Annotated in this window: 18 protein-coding genes, 1 tRNA gene and 1 other annotated feature; of the genes, 8 read left to right on the top strand and 11 right to left on the bottom strand. The window is 56.0% G+C overall.

The genetic code is table 11. The annotated features are described in order from the left end of the window. Positions 1–22: 22 nt before the first annotated feature. The 9 genes from hisIE to hisL all read right to left on the bottom strand — a co-directional run bounded on the left by hisIE (position 23) and on the right by hisL (position 7,239). Positions 23–634, bottom strand: coding sequence for a bifunctional phosphoribosyl-AMP cyclohydrolase/phosphoribosyl-ATP diphosphatase HisIE (gene hisIE / locus MX657_RS14845; protein WP_119916991.1), 612 nt, complete (start codon positions 632–634; stop codon positions 23–25). Beyond that, complete coding sequence (hisF, locus tag MX657_RS14840) at positions 628–1,404, bottom strand: imidazole glycerol phosphate synthase subunit HisF (protein ID WP_119916992.1); 777 nt, start codon at positions 1,402–1,404, stop codon at positions 628–630. Before hisF ends, hisIE begins: the two co-directional genes overlap by 7 nt. Beyond that, positions 1,386–2,123 (bottom strand): 1-(5-phosphoribosyl)-5-[(5-phosphoribosylamino)methylideneamino]imidazole-4-carboxamide isomerase, encoded by a 738-nt coding sequence (hisA, locus tag MX657_RS14835; RefSeq protein ID WP_346806075.1) that lies wholly within the window; start codon positions 2,121–2,123, stop codon positions 1,386–1,388. The genes hisF and hisA overlap by 19 nt, the downstream gene beginning before the upstream one ends. After that, the gene (hisH, locus tag MX657_RS14830; RefSeq protein WP_080329645.1) at positions 2,123–2,713 is read right to left on the bottom strand and encodes an imidazole glycerol phosphate synthase subunit HisH; all 591 of its coding nucleotides are present in this window, start codon (positions 2,711–2,713) and stop codon (positions 2,123–2,125) included. The genes hisA and hisH overlap by 1 nt, the downstream gene beginning before the upstream one ends. Further along, positions 2,713–3,780, bottom strand: a complete 1,068-nt coding sequence (gene hisB / locus MX657_RS14825) for a bifunctional histidinol-phosphatase/imidazoleglycerol-phosphate dehydratase HisB (RefSeq protein ID WP_346806074.1) — start codon at positions 3,778–3,780, stop codon at positions 2,713–2,715. Before hisB ends, hisH begins: the two co-directional genes overlap by 1 nt. After that, positions 3,777–4,838 (bottom strand): histidinol-phosphate transaminase, encoded by a 1,062-nt coding sequence (gene hisC / locus MX657_RS14820; RefSeq protein ID WP_119916995.1) that lies wholly within the window; start codon positions 4,836–4,838, stop codon positions 3,777–3,779. Before hisC ends, hisB begins: the two co-directional genes overlap by 4 nt. Continuing rightward, positions 4,835–6,139, bottom strand: coding sequence for a histidinol dehydrogenase (gene hisD / locus MX657_RS14815; RefSeq protein ID WP_119917004.1), 1,305 nt, complete (start codon positions 6,137–6,139; stop codon positions 4,835–4,837). Before hisD ends, hisC begins: the two co-directional genes overlap by 4 nt. A 5-nt stretch (positions 6,140–6,144) precedes the next feature. Then, a complete protein-coding gene (gene hisG / locus MX657_RS14810) occupies positions 6,145–7,044 on the bottom strand; it encodes an ATP phosphoribosyltransferase (protein ID WP_000886595.1) in 900 nt (299 codons plus the stop codon). Positions 7,045–7,089: 45 nt separating this feature from the next. Beyond that, positions 7,090–7,213, bottom strand: a sequence feature (His leader region). Continuing rightward, complete coding sequence (gene hisL / locus MX657_RS14805; protein ID WP_001364200.1) at positions 7,189–7,239, bottom strand: his operon leader peptide; 51 nt, start codon at positions 7,237–7,239, stop codon at positions 7,189–7,191. (Overlaps the previous feature by 25 nt.) 175 nt (positions 7,240–7,414) lie before the next feature. Between hisL and MX657_RS14800 the strand changes: the two genes are divergently transcribed. The 4 genes from MX657_RS14800 to MX657_RS14785 all read left to right on the top strand — a co-directional run bounded on the left by MX657_RS14800 (position 7,415) and on the right by MX657_RS14785 (position 10,840). Further along, positions 7,415–8,239 (top strand): SDR family oxidoreductase, encoded by an 825-nt coding sequence (locus MX657_RS14800; protein ID WP_346806073.1) that lies wholly within the window; start codon positions 7,415–7,417, stop codon positions 8,237–8,239. A gap of 41 nt (positions 8,240–8,280) precedes the next feature. After that, positions 8,281–9,210, top strand: coding sequence for a LysR substrate-binding domain-containing protein (locus tag MX657_RS14795; protein ID WP_346806072.1), 930 nt, complete (start codon positions 8,281–8,283; stop codon positions 9,208–9,210). Positions 9,211–9,429: 219 nt separating this feature from the next. Continuing rightward, entirely contained in the window at positions 9,430–9,492 is a 63-nt protein-coding gene (gene yoeI / locus MX657_RS14790; protein WP_099458931.1) for a membrane protein YoeI, read from the top strand. Further along, positions 9,482–10,840 (top strand): APC family permease, encoded by a 1,359-nt coding sequence (locus MX657_RS14785; protein WP_165853359.1) that lies wholly within the window; start codon positions 9,482–9,484, stop codon positions 10,838–10,840. Before yoeI ends, MX657_RS14785 begins: the two co-directional genes overlap by 11 nt. A 110-nt stretch (positions 10,841–10,950) precedes the next feature. Here the strand turns inward: MX657_RS14785 and sbcB are convergent, their stop codons facing one another. Then, positions 10,951–12,387: an exodeoxyribonuclease I gene (sbcB, locus tag MX657_RS14780; RefSeq protein WP_419179129.1), complete on the bottom strand. Its 1,437-nt coding sequence runs from the start codon at positions 12,385–12,387 to the stop codon at positions 10,951–10,953. A gap of 198 nt (positions 12,388–12,585) precedes the next feature. Between sbcB and dacD the strand changes: the two genes are divergently transcribed. The 4 genes from dacD (at position 12,586) to MX657_RS14760 (ending at position 15,990) form a co-directional block, all read left to right on the top strand. Beyond that, positions 12,586–13,752 carry a serine-type D-Ala-D-Ala carboxypeptidase DacD gene (gene dacD / locus MX657_RS14775; protein WP_080329638.1) on the top strand — a complete coding sequence of 389 codons (1,167 nt, stop codon included), beginning with the start codon at positions 12,586–12,588 and terminating at the stop codon, positions 13,750–13,752. Positions 13,753–13,871: 119 nt separating this feature from the next. Further along, on the top strand, positions 13,872–14,345 hold the full coding sequence (sbmC, locus tag MX657_RS14770; RefSeq protein ID WP_028013756.1) for a DNA gyrase inhibitor SbmC: 474 nt from the start codon (positions 13,872–13,874) through the stop codon (positions 14,343–14,345). A 92-nt stretch (positions 14,346–14,437) separates the two neighbouring features. Then, complete coding sequence (locus MX657_RS14765; RefSeq protein ID WP_080329637.1) at positions 14,438–15,496, top strand: FUSC family protein; 1,059 nt, start codon at positions 14,438–14,440, stop codon at positions 15,494–15,496. Between the two features lie 158 nt (positions 15,497–15,654). Beyond that, positions 15,655–15,990 (top strand): DUF496 family protein, encoded by a 336-nt coding sequence (locus MX657_RS14760; protein ID WP_010432067.1) that lies wholly within the window; start codon positions 15,655–15,657, stop codon positions 15,988–15,990. A gap of 165 nt (positions 15,991–16,155) precedes the next feature. Here MX657_RS14760 and MX657_RS14755 read toward each other — a convergent pair. After that, positions 16,156–16,231: transfer RNA gene (locus MX657_RS14755), tRNA-Asn, on the bottom strand. Positions 16,232–16,321: the final 90 nt, after the last annotated feature.

The following is a 16,321-nucleotide window of genomic DNA, read 5'->3' as shown; positions in this document are numbered from 1 at the left end:
CCGGGGATTATCCCCGGTTTTTTTATTTGTGACGTTTGCGAAGATTCTCAATCACTGCCGTCAAATCCAGCTCCTGATCCTGCAGCAGCACCAGCAAGTGATACATCAAGTCAGACGCTTCATTCGTCAGCTCCTCGCGGTCATGCACGGTCGCGGCCAGCGCCGTCTCAACGCCTTCTTCTCCCACCTTCTGTGCAATACGCTTAGTCCCGCTGGCGTACAACTTCGCCGTATAAGAACTCTCAGGATCCGCCGTTTTACGCTCTGCCAGCAATTGTTCCAGTTGATACAGGAACAACCACTGGTGGCTCGTCTCGCCGAAGCAGCTGCTGGTCCCTTTGTGGCACGTCGGCCCAATCGGGTTTGCCAGCACCAGCAGTGTATCGTTATCGCAGTCAGGCGTCATGCTGACCACGTTCAGGAAGTGACCCGAAGTTTCCCCTTTGGTCCACAGGCGCTGTTTCGTGCGTGAGAAAAACGTCACTTTTCCGCTGTCGATCGTTTTCGCCAGCGCGTCCTGGTTCATATAACCCAGCATCAGCACTTCGCCTGAGACGGCATGCTGGACAACTACCGGCAGTAATCCGTCCGTTTTTTCCCAGTCCAGCTGCGCCTGTTGTTGCTCTGTTAACATACCCTGATCTCCACGCCCTGGTCAGCCAGGTACGTTTTTAACTCACCAATATTAATAATCTGTTTGTGGAACACGGAGGCTGCGAGCGCGCCGTCCACGTTCGCATCGCGGAAGGCTTCCAGAAAATGTTCCATGGTGCCCGCGCCGCCGGAGGCAATCAGCGGCACGTGGCAGACCGCACGAATTTTTTTCAGCTGTTCGAGGTCATACCCGTTACGCACGCCGTCCTGGTTCATCATATTCAACACTATCTCGCCTGCACCGCGCTTCTGAACTTCCTGCACCCAGTCGAGCGTTTCCCACTGCGTCACGCGCGTGCGGCTTTCATCTCCGGTGTACTGGTTGACGTGGTACTTGCCCGTTGCGGCGTCGAACCAGGTATCAATGCCTACCACAATACACTGCACGCCAAAGCGATCGGCCAGGCGGGTGATGAGTTCCGGCTCGGCCAGAGCAGGGGAGTTGATCGAAATCTTGTCCGCGCCAAAGGAGAGAATTTTGGCGGCGTCGTCAGCGGACTTAATCCCGCCCGCCACGCAGAATGGAATGTCGATCACTTCCGCCACGCGTGCCACCCAGCTTTTATCGACCACGCGGCCATCGCTGGAGGCGGTGATATCATAGAAGACCAGCTCATCTGCGCCTTCATCTGCATAGCGTTTTGCCAGCGGGACGATGTCGCCAATGATCTCGTGGTTGCGGAACTGCACGCCTTTCACGACCTGACCATCGCGCACGTCAAGACAAGGAATTATCCGTTTTGCCAGCATTGAATCGCCTCCGTTACTGTAAATTTACCTTCCAGCAGGGCCCGGCCCACAATCACGCCCTGCACACCGGTACCGCGCAGCGCGGCCACGTCGTCTATATCACCAATGCCGCCCGAAGACTGGAACGCAACCTGCGGATAACGCGCGCAGACCTCTTGATACAGCGAGACGTTAGAGCCCGCCAGCGTACCGTCGCGCGAGATATCCGTGCACAGCACGTGCTTCAGGCCAACGGGCAGATAAATATCGACCAGCTCTTCCAGCGTCACGCCGGAGTTTTCCTGCCAGCCGCACACGGCAACCTGTTTGTTACCCTGCTCGTCAATACGAACGTCCAGCGCCAGCACCAGGGCGTCGGCGCCAAAGCGGCGGAACCAGCCCTTCACCGTCTCAGGATCTTTCACGGCGGTTGACCCTACCACCACGCGCGCCACGTCCGCGTCCAGCAGAGCTGTCACGTCGTCTTCGGTACGCACGCCGCCGCCTACCTGGACGGGCACATCAACACCCGCAACCAGTTTTTTCAGCAGCGGGATCTGGCGCTTCGCCGGATCTTTCGCGCCCGTTAAATCCACCAGGTGCAGCACCTGAGCACCCTGAGCGGCATAATCCTGCAGGCGCGGCAGCGGGTCGTTTCCGTAGTCGCGCTGCTGGCCGTAATCGCCCTGATGAAGACGGACAACTGTGCCGTCGATTAAATCTAAAGCGGGAATAATCATCACATCTCCAGGAAGTTTTTCAGCAGCTGCGCGCCTGCGGCACCAGAGCGCTCCGGGTGAAACTGCACGCCGAAGAAATTGTCTTTCTGCACCGCCGCGGTAAACGCCTCGCCGTAAGTGCACTGGGCGATGGTATTGACGTTCACCGGCATGGCGTAGCTGTGCACGAAGTAGAAGTACGCGCCGTCTTCAATGCCGCGAAACAGCCGATCGCCTGCTTTGGCGTAAACGCGGTTCCAGCCCATATGCGGCAGCGGCAGGCCGTGGTCGGCCATTTTGGGTACGTCTTCGTCGATAATGCCCAGCAGGTCAACGCCGTTGCTCTCTTCGCTGCGGCGGCCAAGAAGCTGCATGCCCAGGCATATCCCCAGCACCGGTTGAGTACAGGCTTTGATCAAATCGACCAGATCGCGAGCGTGGATCTGATCCATCGCCGCCTGCGCCGTGCCAACGCCCGGCAGGAAAAGCTTGTCGGCGCGCAGCACCACGTCCGGGTCACGGCTGACCACCGGCTCATAGCCGTGGCGCGCAATAGCCGATTTCACGGAGTTCAGGTTGGCGCATCCGGTATCCAGAATCACCACGTTCATCAGAGCACTCCTTTCGACGAGGGCAGGGAGTCACCTTCCACGCGGATCGCCTGGCGAAGCGTACGGCCAAAGGCTTTAAAAAGACTCTCCACGCGGTGGTGATCGTTTTTGCCTTTGGTTTTCAGGTGCAGCGTCAGGCCCATGGTATAGGACAATGAACAAAAGAAGTGCTCCACCATTTCGGTGCTGAGATCGCCCACGCGCTGATAGGTGAAATCGGCTTTATATTCCAGGTGCGGACGACCGGAGATATCCATGGCGCAGCGCGCCAGACACTCGTCCATCGGCAGAACGAAGCCAAAACGGTTAATACCGCGCTTGTCGCCGAGCGCCAGCTTCAGGGCTTCACCCAGCGCCAGGCCGGTATCTTCCACGGTGTGGTGATCGTCAATATAAAGGTCGCCTTTCACCGCGATTTCCATGCGGAAACCGCCGTGGGTGGCAATCTGGTCCAGCATGTGGTCAAAGAAACCGACGCCGGTGTGGATCTTGCTGCCGCCTTCACGATCCAGCCAGACCTTCACATCAATCTGCGTCTCTTTGGTGTTGCGCTCAACGTGGGAATAGCGGTCACGTTTTGTCAGCTGCTCGCCAATTTTCGCCCAGTTAAGGTCGTTGCGGTCGTAGCGCAGCCCCGCGATGCCCATGTTTTCCGCCAGCGTAATATCGGTGATGCGATCGCCGATGACGTAGCTGTTGGTTTTATCCAGCGCATCTTCAGCCAGATAGCGCTCAACCAGCTTCACCTTCGGCTTACGGCAGTCGCACTCGTCAGCCGGCAGGTGCGGGCAAATCAGTACCTCATCAAATACCACGCCCTGAGAGGTCAGCACCTGCATCATCAGGTTATGTGGGCCGTCAAAGTCCGCCTGCGGGAAGCTGTCCGTGCCCAGACCGTCCTGATTGGTGATCATCACCAGCTTATAGCCTGCTTTTTGCAGCTTAAGCAGCACCGGGATCACGTCCGGTTCAAAAGCCAGCTTGTCGAAACGATCGACCTGGAAATCGGCTGGTGGCTCCGAAATAAGGGTGCCGTCACGATCGATGAAAAGGATCTTCTGGGTCATACTTTCTCCGCTTTCAGGGCGTCAATCACGCGCTGGCTCTCTGCACGGGTGCCTACGGTAATGCGCAGGCATCCGCTCAGAGAAGGTTGTTTATTCTGGTCTCGTAAGATAATGCCCTGATCCCACAAAGATTTAAATACGGCGCTGGAGGCGGTGAAGCGCGCCAGGATGTAGTTGGTTTCCGAGTCGAACACCTGCTCGACGCAAGGGATGTCTTTCAGCGCGGTGACAAGGTACTGACGTTCCTCCAGGATCTGCGCCACGCGTTCGCGCATCGCGTTGATACCCTGAGGCGTCAGCGCCTGTGCAGCGATATCGGCGACCGGCGTTGAGAGCGGGTACGGGGCGATCACTTTCAGCAGCAGGTCGATAACCTCTTTATTCGCCAGCGTAAACCCGCAGCGCAGGCCCGCGAGGGCAAAGGCTTTTGACAGCGTGCGCAGCACCACCAGATGCGGATACTCTTCCAGCCAGCCCGTCAGCGTCGCCTGCGGGCAGAACTCGATGTAGGCTTCGTCGGCCACTACCAGCGCTTTACCCCGGGTCATCTCCAGCAGGGTACGAATATCCTGCGGGTTAATAATCTGCCCGGTTGGGTTATTTGGGCTGCAGACAAAGACCACCTTCACGCCGTCGAGATTGTCGGCAATGCCCTGCAGATCCAGCTGCCAGTTCTCCAGCGCCTGCACGTTGCGGCACGCCACGCCAAAGGTTTCCGCGCTGACGCTGTACATCCCGTAGGTGGGCTGGCAGTACATCACCGCGTCTTTCCCCGGCTCGCAGAAGGCGCGGATCAGCAGCTCAATGCCTTCATCCGCGCCGCGGCTGACCAGCACCTGCTCTGGCTTCACGCCCGCGTACTGCGCGTAGTTTTCAATTACTGCTTTTGGCTGACACTCCGGGTAGCGGTTCAGCGTTTGCTGCGACAGCTCAAACTGCACTGCCGTCGGGAATTCGTTGGCGTTCAGCCAGACATCCCCTTTGCCGCCGAGACGACGCGCGGACTGGTAAGGCGTCAGGCGACGGACATTTTCGCGGGCTAATTCTTCAATGTTCATGCTTGCTCCTTCAGGGCGGCAACGCGCAGCGTCACGGCGTTTTTGTGGGCAGTCAGGCGCTCGGCGGCAGCGAGGGTTTCAATAGTAGAAGCCAGTGAAGCAAACCCTTCGCGGGAGAGTTCCTGCACGGTCATGCGCTTCTGGAAATCCGCCAGGCCGAGGCTGGAACAGGTAGAGGTGTAGCCATAAGTCGGCAGCACATGGTTGGTGCCGGAGGCGTAATCCCCCGCGGACTCCGGTGACCAGTCGCCGAGGAACACCGAGCCTGCGCTGGTAATGCTGTCGACCAGATCGCGCGCGTTGCGGGTCTGAATGATCAGGTGCTCCGGGCCGTACTGGTTGGAGATGGCTATGCACTGATCCAGGTCGCGCGCCACAATCAGGCGGCTGGCCGCTAACGCCTGGCGTGCCGTGTCGGCGCGGGGCAGATCGGCAAGCTGGCGCTCGACGGCTTCACCCACGCGTTTCGCCATATCGCCGTCCGGCGTCAGCAGGATGACCTGCGAGTCCGGGCCGTGTTCCGCCTGTGAAAGCAGGTCGGAGGCCACGAAGTCCGGCGTGGCGCCGCTGTCGGCAATCACCAGTACCTCAGACGGGCCGGCAGGCATATCGATGGCCGCACCGTCCAGACGCTGGCTGACCTGGCGCTTGGCTTCGGTCACATACGCATTGCCTGGCCCAAAGATTTTGTCGACCTTCGGAATGGATTCCGTCCCAAACGCCAGGGCGGAAATCGCCTGCGCACCGCCCACTTTATAGACCGCCTGCACGCCGCACAGCGTCGCCGCGTAGAGAATCTCGTCGGCAATCGGTGGCGGAGAGCAGAGCACCACTTTCTGACACCCGGCAATACGCGCCGGGGTCGCCAGCATCAATACGGTGGAGAAGAGCGGGGCAGAGCCACCAGGAATATAGAGGCCGATGGATGCAACCGGGCGCGTCACCTGCTGGCAGCGCACGCCGGGCAGGGTTTCAACATCCACGGTCTGCAGTTTCTGCGCGGTGTGGAAGGTATCAATGTTTTTTACCGCGACGGCCATCGCCTGCTTGATGTCATCACCCAGACGATTGCTTGCATCACTGATTTCCTGCTCGGTCACTTTCAGTGCGTCGACTTCGGTCTTATCAAACTTCGCGCTGTATTCACGCAGAGCCTCATCGCCACGGGCTTTGACGTTATCCAGGATCTCCGCAACGGTGCGCGAGATGCTCTCAGAGGCGGAAATCGCCGGGCGCATCAGCAGCTCGCGCTGCTGTGCGTCGCTACAGTTATTCCAGTCGATGATTGTGTTAAAGCTCATGGCCATTACTCCATCATCTTCTCAATTGGCAGCACCAGGATAGAGCTTGCGCCCAGCGCCTTCAGTTTTTCCATGGTTTCCCAGAACAGGGTTTCGCTGCTGACCATGTGCATCGCCACGCGCTGCTGATCGCCCGCCAGAGGAAGGATTGTTGGACGCTCGGCGCCTGGCAGCAGGGCAATCACTTCATCCAGACGTTCGGTTGGGGCATGCATCATGATGTATTTGGATTCACGCGCCTGAATCACGCCCTGAATGCGGGTCAGCAGTTTGTCGATGAGCTGCTGCTTGGCGTCGGCCATCTCGCCGTCTCGCTGAATCAGGCACGCTTTAGAGCGGTAGATCACTTCCACTTCGCGCAACCCGTTCGCTTCCAGGGTGGCACCCGTGGAGACGAGGTCACAGATGGCGTCCGCCAGACCCGCACGCGGCGCCACTTCAACAGAGCCGTTCAGCAGGCAGGATTTAAACTGTACGCCTTTCTGGTCCAGGTAACGCTTTAACAGGTGAGGATAGGAGGTGGCGATACGTTTGCCGTTCAGTGCGGCCGGGCCGTCCCAGGCTTCATCGACCGGCGTTGCCAGCGACAGGCGGCAGCCGCCGAAGTCCAGGCGACGCAGGGTGAAGTAACGCGGATCTTCGCCCTGAGCACGGCGGGTCAGCAGCTCTTCTTCCAGCACGTTTTCACCGATGATACCGAGGTCAACAACGCCATCCATCACCAGGCCCGGGATATCGTCATCACGCACGCGCAGAATGTCGATCGGCATGTTTTCAGCCAGAGCAATCAGGCGCTGGGTGTGCAGGTTGATTTTGATCCCGCAGCGGGCCAGCAGTTCGCGTGAATCATCACTTAAACGGCCTGATTTTTGAATAGCTATGCGTAAACGTGAGTTATCTAACATTCTTTATTCCTCGTTAACCTGTTTTAACCTGTCTGAATTTGGTCCAAAAAAAAGCCCCCGGAAGAAGATCTTCCGGGGGCTTTTTCATGCGTTCATGCACCACTGGAAGATCCAAACGTCTTCCAGCACACATCGCCTGAAAGACTAGTCAGGATGATGGTGATGATGGTGGTGTTTAAATTGAACGCGTGTCATATAAATTCTCGATGAATGCTTATTCATTTGATGTCTTTTAACCTAAACCAGTTGTACGACATATTGCAAGGGCTTTTTTTGATCATTAATTCATTTCATATTGATGCTATGAATTGTGTGTTCTGCCGGGCTGGCGTAGCCTTATGAAAGACGAGTAAGAGTCAGGAGAATTCGCATGAAAAAGGTCGCGATTGTCGGTTTAGGATGGCTGGGAATGCCGCTGGCGATGTCATTAGCCGCGAAAGGCTGGCAGGTGACCGGGAGCAAAACCACGGCGGATGGGGTAGAGGCCGCGCGCATGTGTGGTATTGATGGCGTTGAACTGCGTCTTGAACCGGAGCTGGTGTGTGATGCTGACGATCTGGACACGCTGATGAACGTGGATGCGCTGGTGATTACGCTACCCGCGCGGCGCAGCGGGCCGGGCGAGTCATTTTATCTGCAGGCGATGCAGGAGATTGTCGACAGCGCGCTGGCGCACCACGTGCCGCGCATTATTTTTACCAGCTCGACGTCGGTCTATGGCGATGCCGAGGGCGTAGTGAAAGAGAGTTTCGAGCGACGTCCCGTTACAGCAAGCGGTCAGGTTCTGAAAGAACTGGAAGACTGGCTGCACAACCTTCCCGGCACGCAGGTGGATATCGTCCGTTTGGCGGGGCTGGTTGGCCCCGGGCGTCATCCGGGACGCTTCTTTGCCGGAAAAACCGCGCCAGACGGTCAGCATGGCGTGAATCTTGTGCATCTTGAAGATGTTATTGGCGCGATTGAGCTACTCTTGCAGGCTCCAAAAGGCGGACACATCTATAATATATGTGCACCGTCTCATCCGGCGCGAAGCACGTTTTACCCGCTCATGGCACGCCAGCTTGGGTTAACTCCGCCAGTTTTTGGTGAAGCAAAGGACGAAAGCAAAGGCAAAATTGTTGATGGCAATCGCATTTGCCATGAGCTGGGGTTTGAGTATCAGTATCCCGATCCGCTGGTGATGCCCATGGAATAAGTCCCGCAGCGGAGACGATCGCACACCAGAAGGGGGCGAGCATGAAACCGCTGCTGGATGTTCTTATTATTCTGGATGCACTGGAAAAAGAGGGGAGCTTTGCGGCTGCCTCGGCAAAGCTCTACAAAACCCCTTCGGCACTTAGCTATACCGTTCAGAAACTGGAAAGCGATCTCAATATTCAGATCCTCGATCGCACCGGGCATCGCGCGCGTTTCACCCGCACCGGGCAAATGCTGCTGGAAAAAGGCCGCGACGTTCTGCATACCGTTCGCGAGCTGGAAAAACAGGCGGTCAAGCTCCATCAGGGGTGGGAAAACGAGCTGGTTATTGGCGTGGATGATACCTTTCCGTTTTCTCTCCTGACGCCGCTTATTGAAGCGTTTTATCTGCATCACAGCGTCACCCGGCTTATCTTCATCAATGGCGTGCTGGGCGGCTCCTGGGATGCATTAACCCAGGGCAGGGCGGACATTTTTGTCGGTGCCCTGCATGAGCCTCCCCAGTTGAGTGATTTTGGTTTTGCCCGCCTGGGCGTGCTGGAGCAGGTATTTGCCGTGGCGCCCCATCATCCGCTGGCCCAGGTGCCGGAGCCCCTTAACCGCCGCATCATTAAGGGGTACCGCGCGATTGTGGTGGGAGACAGTTCACGCCCCGAATGTGCGGTTTCCTCGCAGCTGCTGGATGAGCAGGAAGCCATCACCGTTTTCGACTTCAAAACCAAGCTGGAACTGCAAATTAGCGGTCTGGGCTGTGGCTATTTGCCGCGTTATCTGGCGCGGCGCTTTATTGATAGCGGTGCGCTTGTTGAAAAACAGGTACTTGCTCAAAGCAGTAACGAATCGGTGTGGGTGGGCTGGAATGAACAAACCGCCGGGCTTGCCAGCGCCTGGTGGCGGGACGAAATTTTAGCAAATAGTGCTATCGCCGCCGTTTACTCTCAGAGCAGCGTCGAGAAATCAGCCAGTTAGCAAAAAGAAAATTGCCCGGTGCGTTGCAAAGTATTGCCTTTTGTATCCGATGTGGGGCAAAATGCCGCCGCTGCAACCAAATGAATAATCGACGATATAAAAGGCGTCGGTTATTTTTTTTTGCATGTACGAAACGAAACTAAAAACCAAGAGGCCGGGCTTCGTACCGGATAGATATTTACTAAAATCCGACAGTTGTTGTCGCTGAGGAAGAAACAAATGGGGCAATTTTTCGCTTACGTGGCGGTTATCACCGTAAAGGAGAATAACTATGTCGCATAACGCAACTCCAAACACCTCTCGCGTGGAATTACGTAAAACGCTTACGTTGATTCCGGTTGTTATGATGGGCCTTGCCTATATGCAACCGATGACGCTGTTCGATACATTCGGTATCGTATCGGGCCTCACTGACGGTCACGTTGCGACGGCGTACGCCTTTGCACTGGTCGCTATTCTCTTTACTGCGCTGAGCTACGGTAAGCTGGTTCGCCGTTTCCCGTCCGCAGGCTCTGCGTACACCTATGCCCAGAAATCCATCAGCCCGGCGGTTGGCTTTATGGTGGGCTGGTCATCGCTGCTGGACTACCTGTTCATGCCGATGATCAACATTCTGCTGGCAAAAATTTACTTTGAAGCGCTGGTGCCTTCCGTGCCGTCGTGGCTCTTCGTTGTTGCGCTGGTGGCCTTTATGACCATCTCTAACCTGCGCAGCATCAAGACCGTGGCTAACTTCAACACCCTGATCGTTATCCTGCAGATGGGGATTGTTGCGGTTATCGTCGGCCTGATCATCTACGGCGTTTCTCACGGCGAAGGCGCAGGCACGCTGACCAGCACCCGTCCATTCTGGTCTGAAGGTGCACACGTTGTGCCGATGATCACCGGTGCGACCATCCTGTGCTTCTCGTTCCTGGGCTTCGACGGTATCTCTTCTCTGTCTGAAGAGACCAAAGACGCCGAGCGCGTAATCCCGCGAGCGATTTTCCTGACAGCGCTGATTGGCGGCCTGATCTTTATCTGTGCCTCCTACTTCCTGCAGCTGTACTTCCCGGATATCTCTCGCTTTAAAGATCCGGATGCGTCACAGCCTGAAATCATGCTGTACGTAGCAGGTAAAACCTTCCAGTGGGGCGTGCTGATCTTCTCCAGCGTGACCGTGCTGGCGTCCGGCATGGCGGCACACGCGGGTGTTTCTCGTCTGATGTACGTTATGGGTCGTGACGGCGTGTTCCCAACTCGTTTCTTCGGCTACGTGCATCCGAAATGGCGTACCCCGGCGTGGAACGTGCTGCTGGTTGGCGCGATTGCCCTGCTGGCGATTAAATTTGACCTGGTGACGGCGACCGCGCTGATTAACTTCGGTGCGCTGGTGGCGTTCACCTTCGTTAACCTCTCCGTGATCTCTCAGTTCTGGATCCGTGAGAAACGCAACAAAACGCTGAAAGACCACTTCAACTACCTGGTACTGCCAGTGTGTGGTGCCCTGACGGTAGGCGCGCTGTGGATTAACCTGGAAGAGAGCTCTATGGTTCTGGGGCTGATTTGGGGCGGTATCGGTCTGGTTTACCTGGCCTGCGTTACGAAGAGCTTCCGTAACCCGGTTCCTCAGTACGAAGACGTCGCGTAATATTGTGTCGGGTGGCGGCTACGCCTTACCCGACCTACAAAACACGCAGGCCCGCGCCAGCGGGCAAAAAAAGCCGGAGACATCGCCTCCGGCTTTTTTATTCCCCTCACTTAGACTATCTCTTGCGCGTACTGGAACAGGGATTTCAACAGTGCCTGTTTTTCAGCATTCCCTTCGTACTGGCCATAAAGCATTTCCAGCTCCTGGGCATAACTATTAAGGAACTCCGGGGTAAAGACATTGCGACGATGCTGTAGCCAGCGTTCCTGTTCTGTTTCATCCAGCGTGCCGGGATAGTTACGTGCCCGGTAATTAAACATCAGCTTTTCGATGCGCTTGTCGGCGAAGGTGATATCCAGCGCCGGCAGGTTGCGCGGCTCGGTTTGCAGGACGATATTCATGGCTGCACGATCGGCATCGCTGAAGAAGCCGTTATACAGCTGTGCGTCTACATTTTCCGACGGAACAAATGGCTCTGCTTCGGCAAAGATGGCGACAACTTTTTCGCGCACCTGCGGATTTTCACGCAGAACCTTAAGATTATCCAGGCAGTGCTGGCGGTTAATACCCAGCCTGTCGGCATCTTCCGGGCGCAGCGTGTTGGCCTGCGCCAGCACCGGACATTTATTGATATGCACCAGTTTGACCGGCACCGCAGGCAGATCCCCGAGTTCGTTTTTCGGGGTGTAAAGCCGTTCGCGCAGGGTATCGCTGTCGAGTTCCAGCAGCGGCGAAATATCGCCCGCCAGGTCCACCATGATAACCGCATTACGGTTATCCGGATGCCACGCCAGCGGCGCAACCCAGCTGGTGTTGCCGCGCCAGGCGCCAAACATGCCGGAAATGTGCACCAGCGGTTTCATCTGCGGTACATCAATCAGCATGGTCAGTTTCTGCTTGCTGCGGTGGCTAAGCAAATACTCAAACAGCCTTGGCTGCGCGGTTTTCACCAGCTTTGCCATGGCGATGGTGGCATAAACGTCCGCCATCGCGTCGTGGGCATTGCTGTGCTCGATGCCGTTGGCGCGCGTCAGGTGCTCCAGCCGGAAGCTCGTCAGCCCTTCCTCATTCTCCGGCCAGTTAATGCCTTCAGGACGCAGGGCATAACAGGCGCGCATGATATCGAGTAAATCCCAGCGCGAGTTGCGGTTCTGCCAGCTCCAGGCGTAGGGATCGTAAAAGTTGCGATAGAAGATGTTGCGCGTCACTTCATCGTCAAAACGGATGTTGTTGTAACCGACCACGCAGGTGTTGGGAACGGTAAACAGCTCGTGAATGCGGCGGGCGAACTCTGCTTCATTAACGCCTTTTTCCCGCGCTTCCTGCGGCGTAATTCCGGTGACCATCACCGCGCCAGGCTGCGGCAGGTAGTCATCCGCCGGTTTGCAGTAAAAGACCTCGGGCTCGCCAATGATGTTGAATTCGTCGTCGGTACGGATGGCGGCAAACTGCGCCGGTCGGTCCAGCGCCGGATGCGTGCCAAAGGTTTCGTAGTCGTGGAATAAAAAAGTCGGGCGTGCGGCAGAGTCAGACACCAGTAATACCATCCTGTTAAAAAATGACGTCACTATGGTAAACGATCGTGCGGGTCAGACCGAATAAAAAGCGCCGCGGTGGCGTAAATTTGCGAGACAGCTTCAGAGAAAAACCTGAGTTCTGTCACATTTTTTTTCAATTAAGCCAGGTAACGACATCAGAACTCCCGTAAAAAGGTCATCGATTTTTAATGACCTGAGGATATACCGTTGAAACGCCGTCTGTTTATTGCTGTTTCTTTACTCGCTTCGAGTGTCTCATCTGCTTTTGCGGCCGAACCACTGGATTTTTCGCCGCAGCCTCCGGCCATTCAGGCGGGCTCCTGGGTGCTGATGGATTACACGACTGGTCAGATCTTAACGGCGGGCAACGAACATCAGCAACGCAATCCGGCGAGCCTCACCAAGCTGATGACGGGCTATGTGGTCGATCGGGCCATTGACAGCCATCGCATTACGCCGGACGACATTGTCACCGTAGGGCGTGACGCGTGGGCGAAAGGCAACCCGGTTTTTGACGGATCGTCGCTGATGTTCCTGAAAGAGGGCGATCGCGTCTCCGTGCGTGACCTGAGCCGTGGGCTGATTGTCGATTCCGGCAACGACGCCTGCGTGGCGCTGGCCGATCACGTGGCGGGCGGGCAGCCGCAGTTTGTGAAGATGATGAACGACTACGTGCAGAAGCTGAACCTGCGCGATACGCACTTTGAAACCGTCCACGGTCTGGACGCGCCGGGCCAGCACAGCTCCGCTTACGATCTGGCCGTGCTCTCCCGCGCCATCATCCACGGTGAGCCAGAGTTTTACCATATGTACAGCGAAAAGAGCCTGACCTGGAACGGGATCACTCAGCAGAACCGTAACGGCCTGCTGTGGGATAAGACCATGAATGTGGACGGTCTGAAAACGGGGCATACCTCGGGCGCGGGCTTTAACCTGATTGCCTCCGCGGTGGACGGCCAGCGTCGTTTGATCGCGGTGGTGATGGGGGCCGACAGCCCGAAAGGGCGCGAGGACCAGGCACGCAAGCTTTTGCACTGGGGACAGCAGAATTTTGATACGGTGCAGATCCTGCATAACGGTAAAAAAGTGGGGACAGAGCGTATCTGGTACGGTGATAAAGAACAGATAAACCTGGGCACCGATCAGGACTTCTGGTTGGCACTGCCAAAAGCGGAAGTGCCGAACATCAAAGCCAAATACGTGCTGGATAAAAAAGAGCTGGAAGCGCCGATTGCCGCCCATCAGCGGGTCGGGGAGATCCAGCTCTACGATCGCGACAAAGTTGTGGCGCACTGGCCGCTGGTCACGCTGGAAGCCGTTGATAAGGGCGGCGTATTCTCACGCCTGAGCGATTATCTTCACCACACGCTGTAACCGCTGATGAGCAGACTGGCAGGGTTGCGAGTCTGCTCACATAATAAACACTCCTCGTTTGCCGATAATAGAAATCCTGCTTTATAGTGTATAAATATACAGTGATAATCGGAGGCAGCATGGACTACAGCATCAAGCAGCAACAGAAGCGTAAAATTGCGGGTTTTCATCTTGTTGGGCCGTGGGAAAAAACGGTCAAGCAGGGCTTTGAACAGCTGGTCATGTGGGTGGACGGGCGTCACATTGAGCCGCTGGAGTGGGTGGCGGTCTATTACGATAATCCCGATGAGGTTCCGGCAGAAAAACTGCGCTGCGATACGGCCGTTACGGTGCCGGATGATTTCGTGATCCCGGAAAATAGCGAAGGGGTGATGATGACGGAAATCGCGGCTGGTGATTATGCCGTGGCGACGGCGCGCGTGGAAAACTACGACTTTGCGACCCCGTGGTATCAGTTCTTTAATTCCCTGCTGCAGGACAATAAATATCAGATGGCGCTTAAGCCCTGCTTTGAGCGCTATCTTAATGATGGCAACGCGGACGGCTACTGGGATATTGAAATGTTCATCGCAGTAGAGCACAAAACGGTTTAAGCCTGCTTAATGAAGGGTTTTTCAGCCGGGAGCGATCCGTCCGGCTGAAAACACAGTACAATTGTGGTTTGCCGTGTAGCTGGAGAGCGGGTGTGCGTCCCGACAAATCATTAACCCCTTTTGAAATTCGTTTATATAAACATTACCGCGTGGTGCACGGGTGCCGCATTGCGCTGGCATTTGTGCTGACGTTTGTCCTCGTCCGGTTGCTGGATGTACCGGAAGGGACATGGCCGCTGATCACGCTGGTAGTGGTGATGGGGCCTATCTCATTTTGGGGGAACGTTGTCCCGCGCGCCTTCGAGCGCATCGGCGGTACCGTTCTCGGCTCTGCACTGGGGCTTATCGCCCTGAAGCTGGAGCTGATCTCCTTTCCGGTGATGCTGGCATGGTGCGGGGCCGCCATGTTCCTGTGCGGCTGGCTGGCGCTGGGCAAGCGGCCTTATCAGGCGCTGCTGATTGGTATCACTCTCGCGGTCGTGGTCGGTGCGCCCGCCGGGGATATGACCACGGCGCTGTGGCGAAGCGGGGACGTCATTCTGGGATCGCTGCTCGCCATGCTGTTTACCGGCATCTGGCCGCAGCGGGCTTTTTTGCACTGGCGTATCCAGATGGCAAACTACGTTACCGCCTTTAACCGCGTCTATCAGGCCGGTTTTTCCCCTAATCTGGTTGAACGTCCGCGGCTGGAAAAGCATCTGCAAACCATACTCAACGACGTGGTTAAAATGCGCGGACTGATCACGCCCGCCAGCAAAGAGACCCATATCCAGAAAGCAATTTTCGAAGCTATCCAGACGGTCAGCCGCAATCTGGTGTGCATGCTTGAACTGCAAATCAATGCGCACTGGGCTTCTCGCCCCAGCCACCTGTTGATGCTTAACGCGCAGACCCTCAAAGAGACGCAAATGATGACGCAGCAAACCCTGCTGACCATCGCCCATGCGCTCTATGAAGGCAACCCGCAGCCCGTTCTGGCGAACAGCGAGCGTCTGAATGAAATTGTGGCAGAGCTGAAACAGCTGATCAATGAGCGGCAGGGCGATAACGTGGCGGAAACGCCCATCCATGGCTATGTCTGGCTGAGCCTGGAACTGGCGCGTCAGCTTGAGCTGCTATCGCACCTGATTTGTCGGGCGCTGCGCAAATAAAACGCGGATGTGACGCCTGCTGCTTCGATTCAGCAGCAATTGGGGTTATGATAGCTTTAAACGATATAGCCATTGTCATTCGCAGCCGCTGTCAGTAAGGTTATTGTTACAACGGTTGCTTTAACGAATCCGAATCTCACATTATCAGGGGTGTAAAAATGGAAACTACCAAGCCTTCGTTCCAGGATGTTCTGGAATTCGTCCGCCTGTTCCGCCGCAAAAACAAGCTGCAGCGTGAAATCCAGGACGTTGAGAAGAAGATCCGTGACAACCAGAAGCGTGTTCTGCTGCTCGACAACCTGAGCGACTACATCAAGCCAGGCATGAGCGTTGAAGCTATTCAGGGCATCATCGCCAGCATGAAGAGCGACTATGAAGACCGTGTTGATGATTACATCATCAAAAATGCGGAGCTGTCCAAAGAGCGTCGCGACATCTCTAAGAAGCTGAAAGTGATGGGCGAAATCAAAAACGCCGAAGCAAAAAGCGAGTAATCGCAGCGAATTGTGAAAAAGGCTCTCTGGTGACAGGGAGCTTTTTTTATTTGTCGATCTGCGGTCCGTTGGTTTTGTAGGTTGGGTCAGGCGCAGCCGCCACCCGACAATTTTACCCGATGCAGAAAAGCAAAAAGCCTGCTATAAAAGCAGGCTTTTTAAATTTGGCTCCTCTGACTGGACTCGAACCAGTGACATACGGATTAACAGTCCGCCGTTCTACCGACTGAACTACAGAGGAATCGTTGTGGAGGCTTATCTTAGCGGCGAAAAAAGTTTTGTCAAACCTGATCTTAGGGAAAATCGCCTGATTGCCGATTCTGTCGTCAGT

The sequence above is a fragment of the Enterobacter chuandaensis genome, from assembly GCF_039718975.1.
In the GTDB taxonomy this organism is placed as follows: Bacteria; Pseudomonadota; Gammaproteobacteria; order Enterobacterales; family Enterobacteriaceae; genus Enterobacter; species Enterobacter chuandaensis.
The sequence above is the reverse complement of the archived record's forward strand: the minus strand, read 5'-3'. Positions and strand labels throughout refer to the sequence as shown.

Excerpts from the sequence above, each read along its gene's own strand:
- MX657_RS14795 (WP_346806072.1), top strand. The coding sequence starts at position 8,281 with ATGAAACCGCTGCTGGATGTTCTTATTATTCTGGATGCACTGGAAAAA.
- hisA (WP_346806075.1), bottom strand. The coding sequence starts at position 2,123 with ATGATTATTCCCGCTTTAGATTTAATCGACGGCACAGTTGTCCGTCTT.
- hisF (WP_119916992.1), bottom strand. The coding sequence starts at position 1,404 with ATGCTGGCAAAACGGATAATTCCTTGTCTTGACGTGCGCGATGGTCAG.
- hisB (WP_346806074.1), bottom strand. The coding sequence starts at position 3,780 with ATGACCCAGAAGATCCTTTTCATCGATCGTGACGGCACCCTTATTTCG.
- hisH (WP_080329645.1), bottom strand. The coding sequence starts at position 2,713 with ATGAACGTGGTGATTCTGGATACCGGATGCGCCAACCTGAACTCCGTG.
- MX657_RS14760 (WP_010432067.1), top strand. The coding sequence starts at position 15,655 with ATGGAAACTACCAAGCCTTCGTTCCAGGATGTTCTGGAATTCGTCCGC.
- hisIE (WP_119916991.1), bottom strand. The coding sequence starts at position 634 with ATGTTAACAGAGCAACAACAGGCGCAGCTGGACTGGGAAAAAACGGAC.
- hisD (WP_119917004.1), bottom strand. The coding sequence starts at position 6,139 with ATGAGCTTTAACACAATCATCGACTGGAATAACTGTAGCGACGCACAG.
- MX657_RS14785 (WP_165853359.1), top strand. The coding sequence starts at position 9,482 with ATGTCGCATAACGCAACTCCAAACACCTCTCGCGTGGAATTACGTAAA.
- hisG (WP_000886595.1), bottom strand. The coding sequence starts at position 7,044 with ATGTTAGATAACTCACGTTTACGCATAGCTATTCAAAAATCAGGCCGT.
- MX657_RS14800 (WP_346806073.1), top strand. The coding sequence starts at position 7,415 with ATGAAAAAGGTCGCGATTGTCGGTTTAGGATGGCTGGGAATGCCGCTG.
- sbmC (WP_028013756.1), top strand. The coding sequence starts at position 13,872 with ATGGACTACAGCATCAAGCAGCAACAGAAGCGTAAAATTGCGGGTTTT.
- sbcB (WP_419179129.1), bottom strand. The coding sequence starts at position 12,387 with ATGGTATTACTGGTGTCTGACTCTGCCGCACGCCCGACTTTTTTATTC.
- hisC (WP_119916995.1), bottom strand. The coding sequence starts at position 4,838 with ATGAACATTGAAGAATTAGCCCGCGAAAATGTCCGTCGCCTGACGCCT.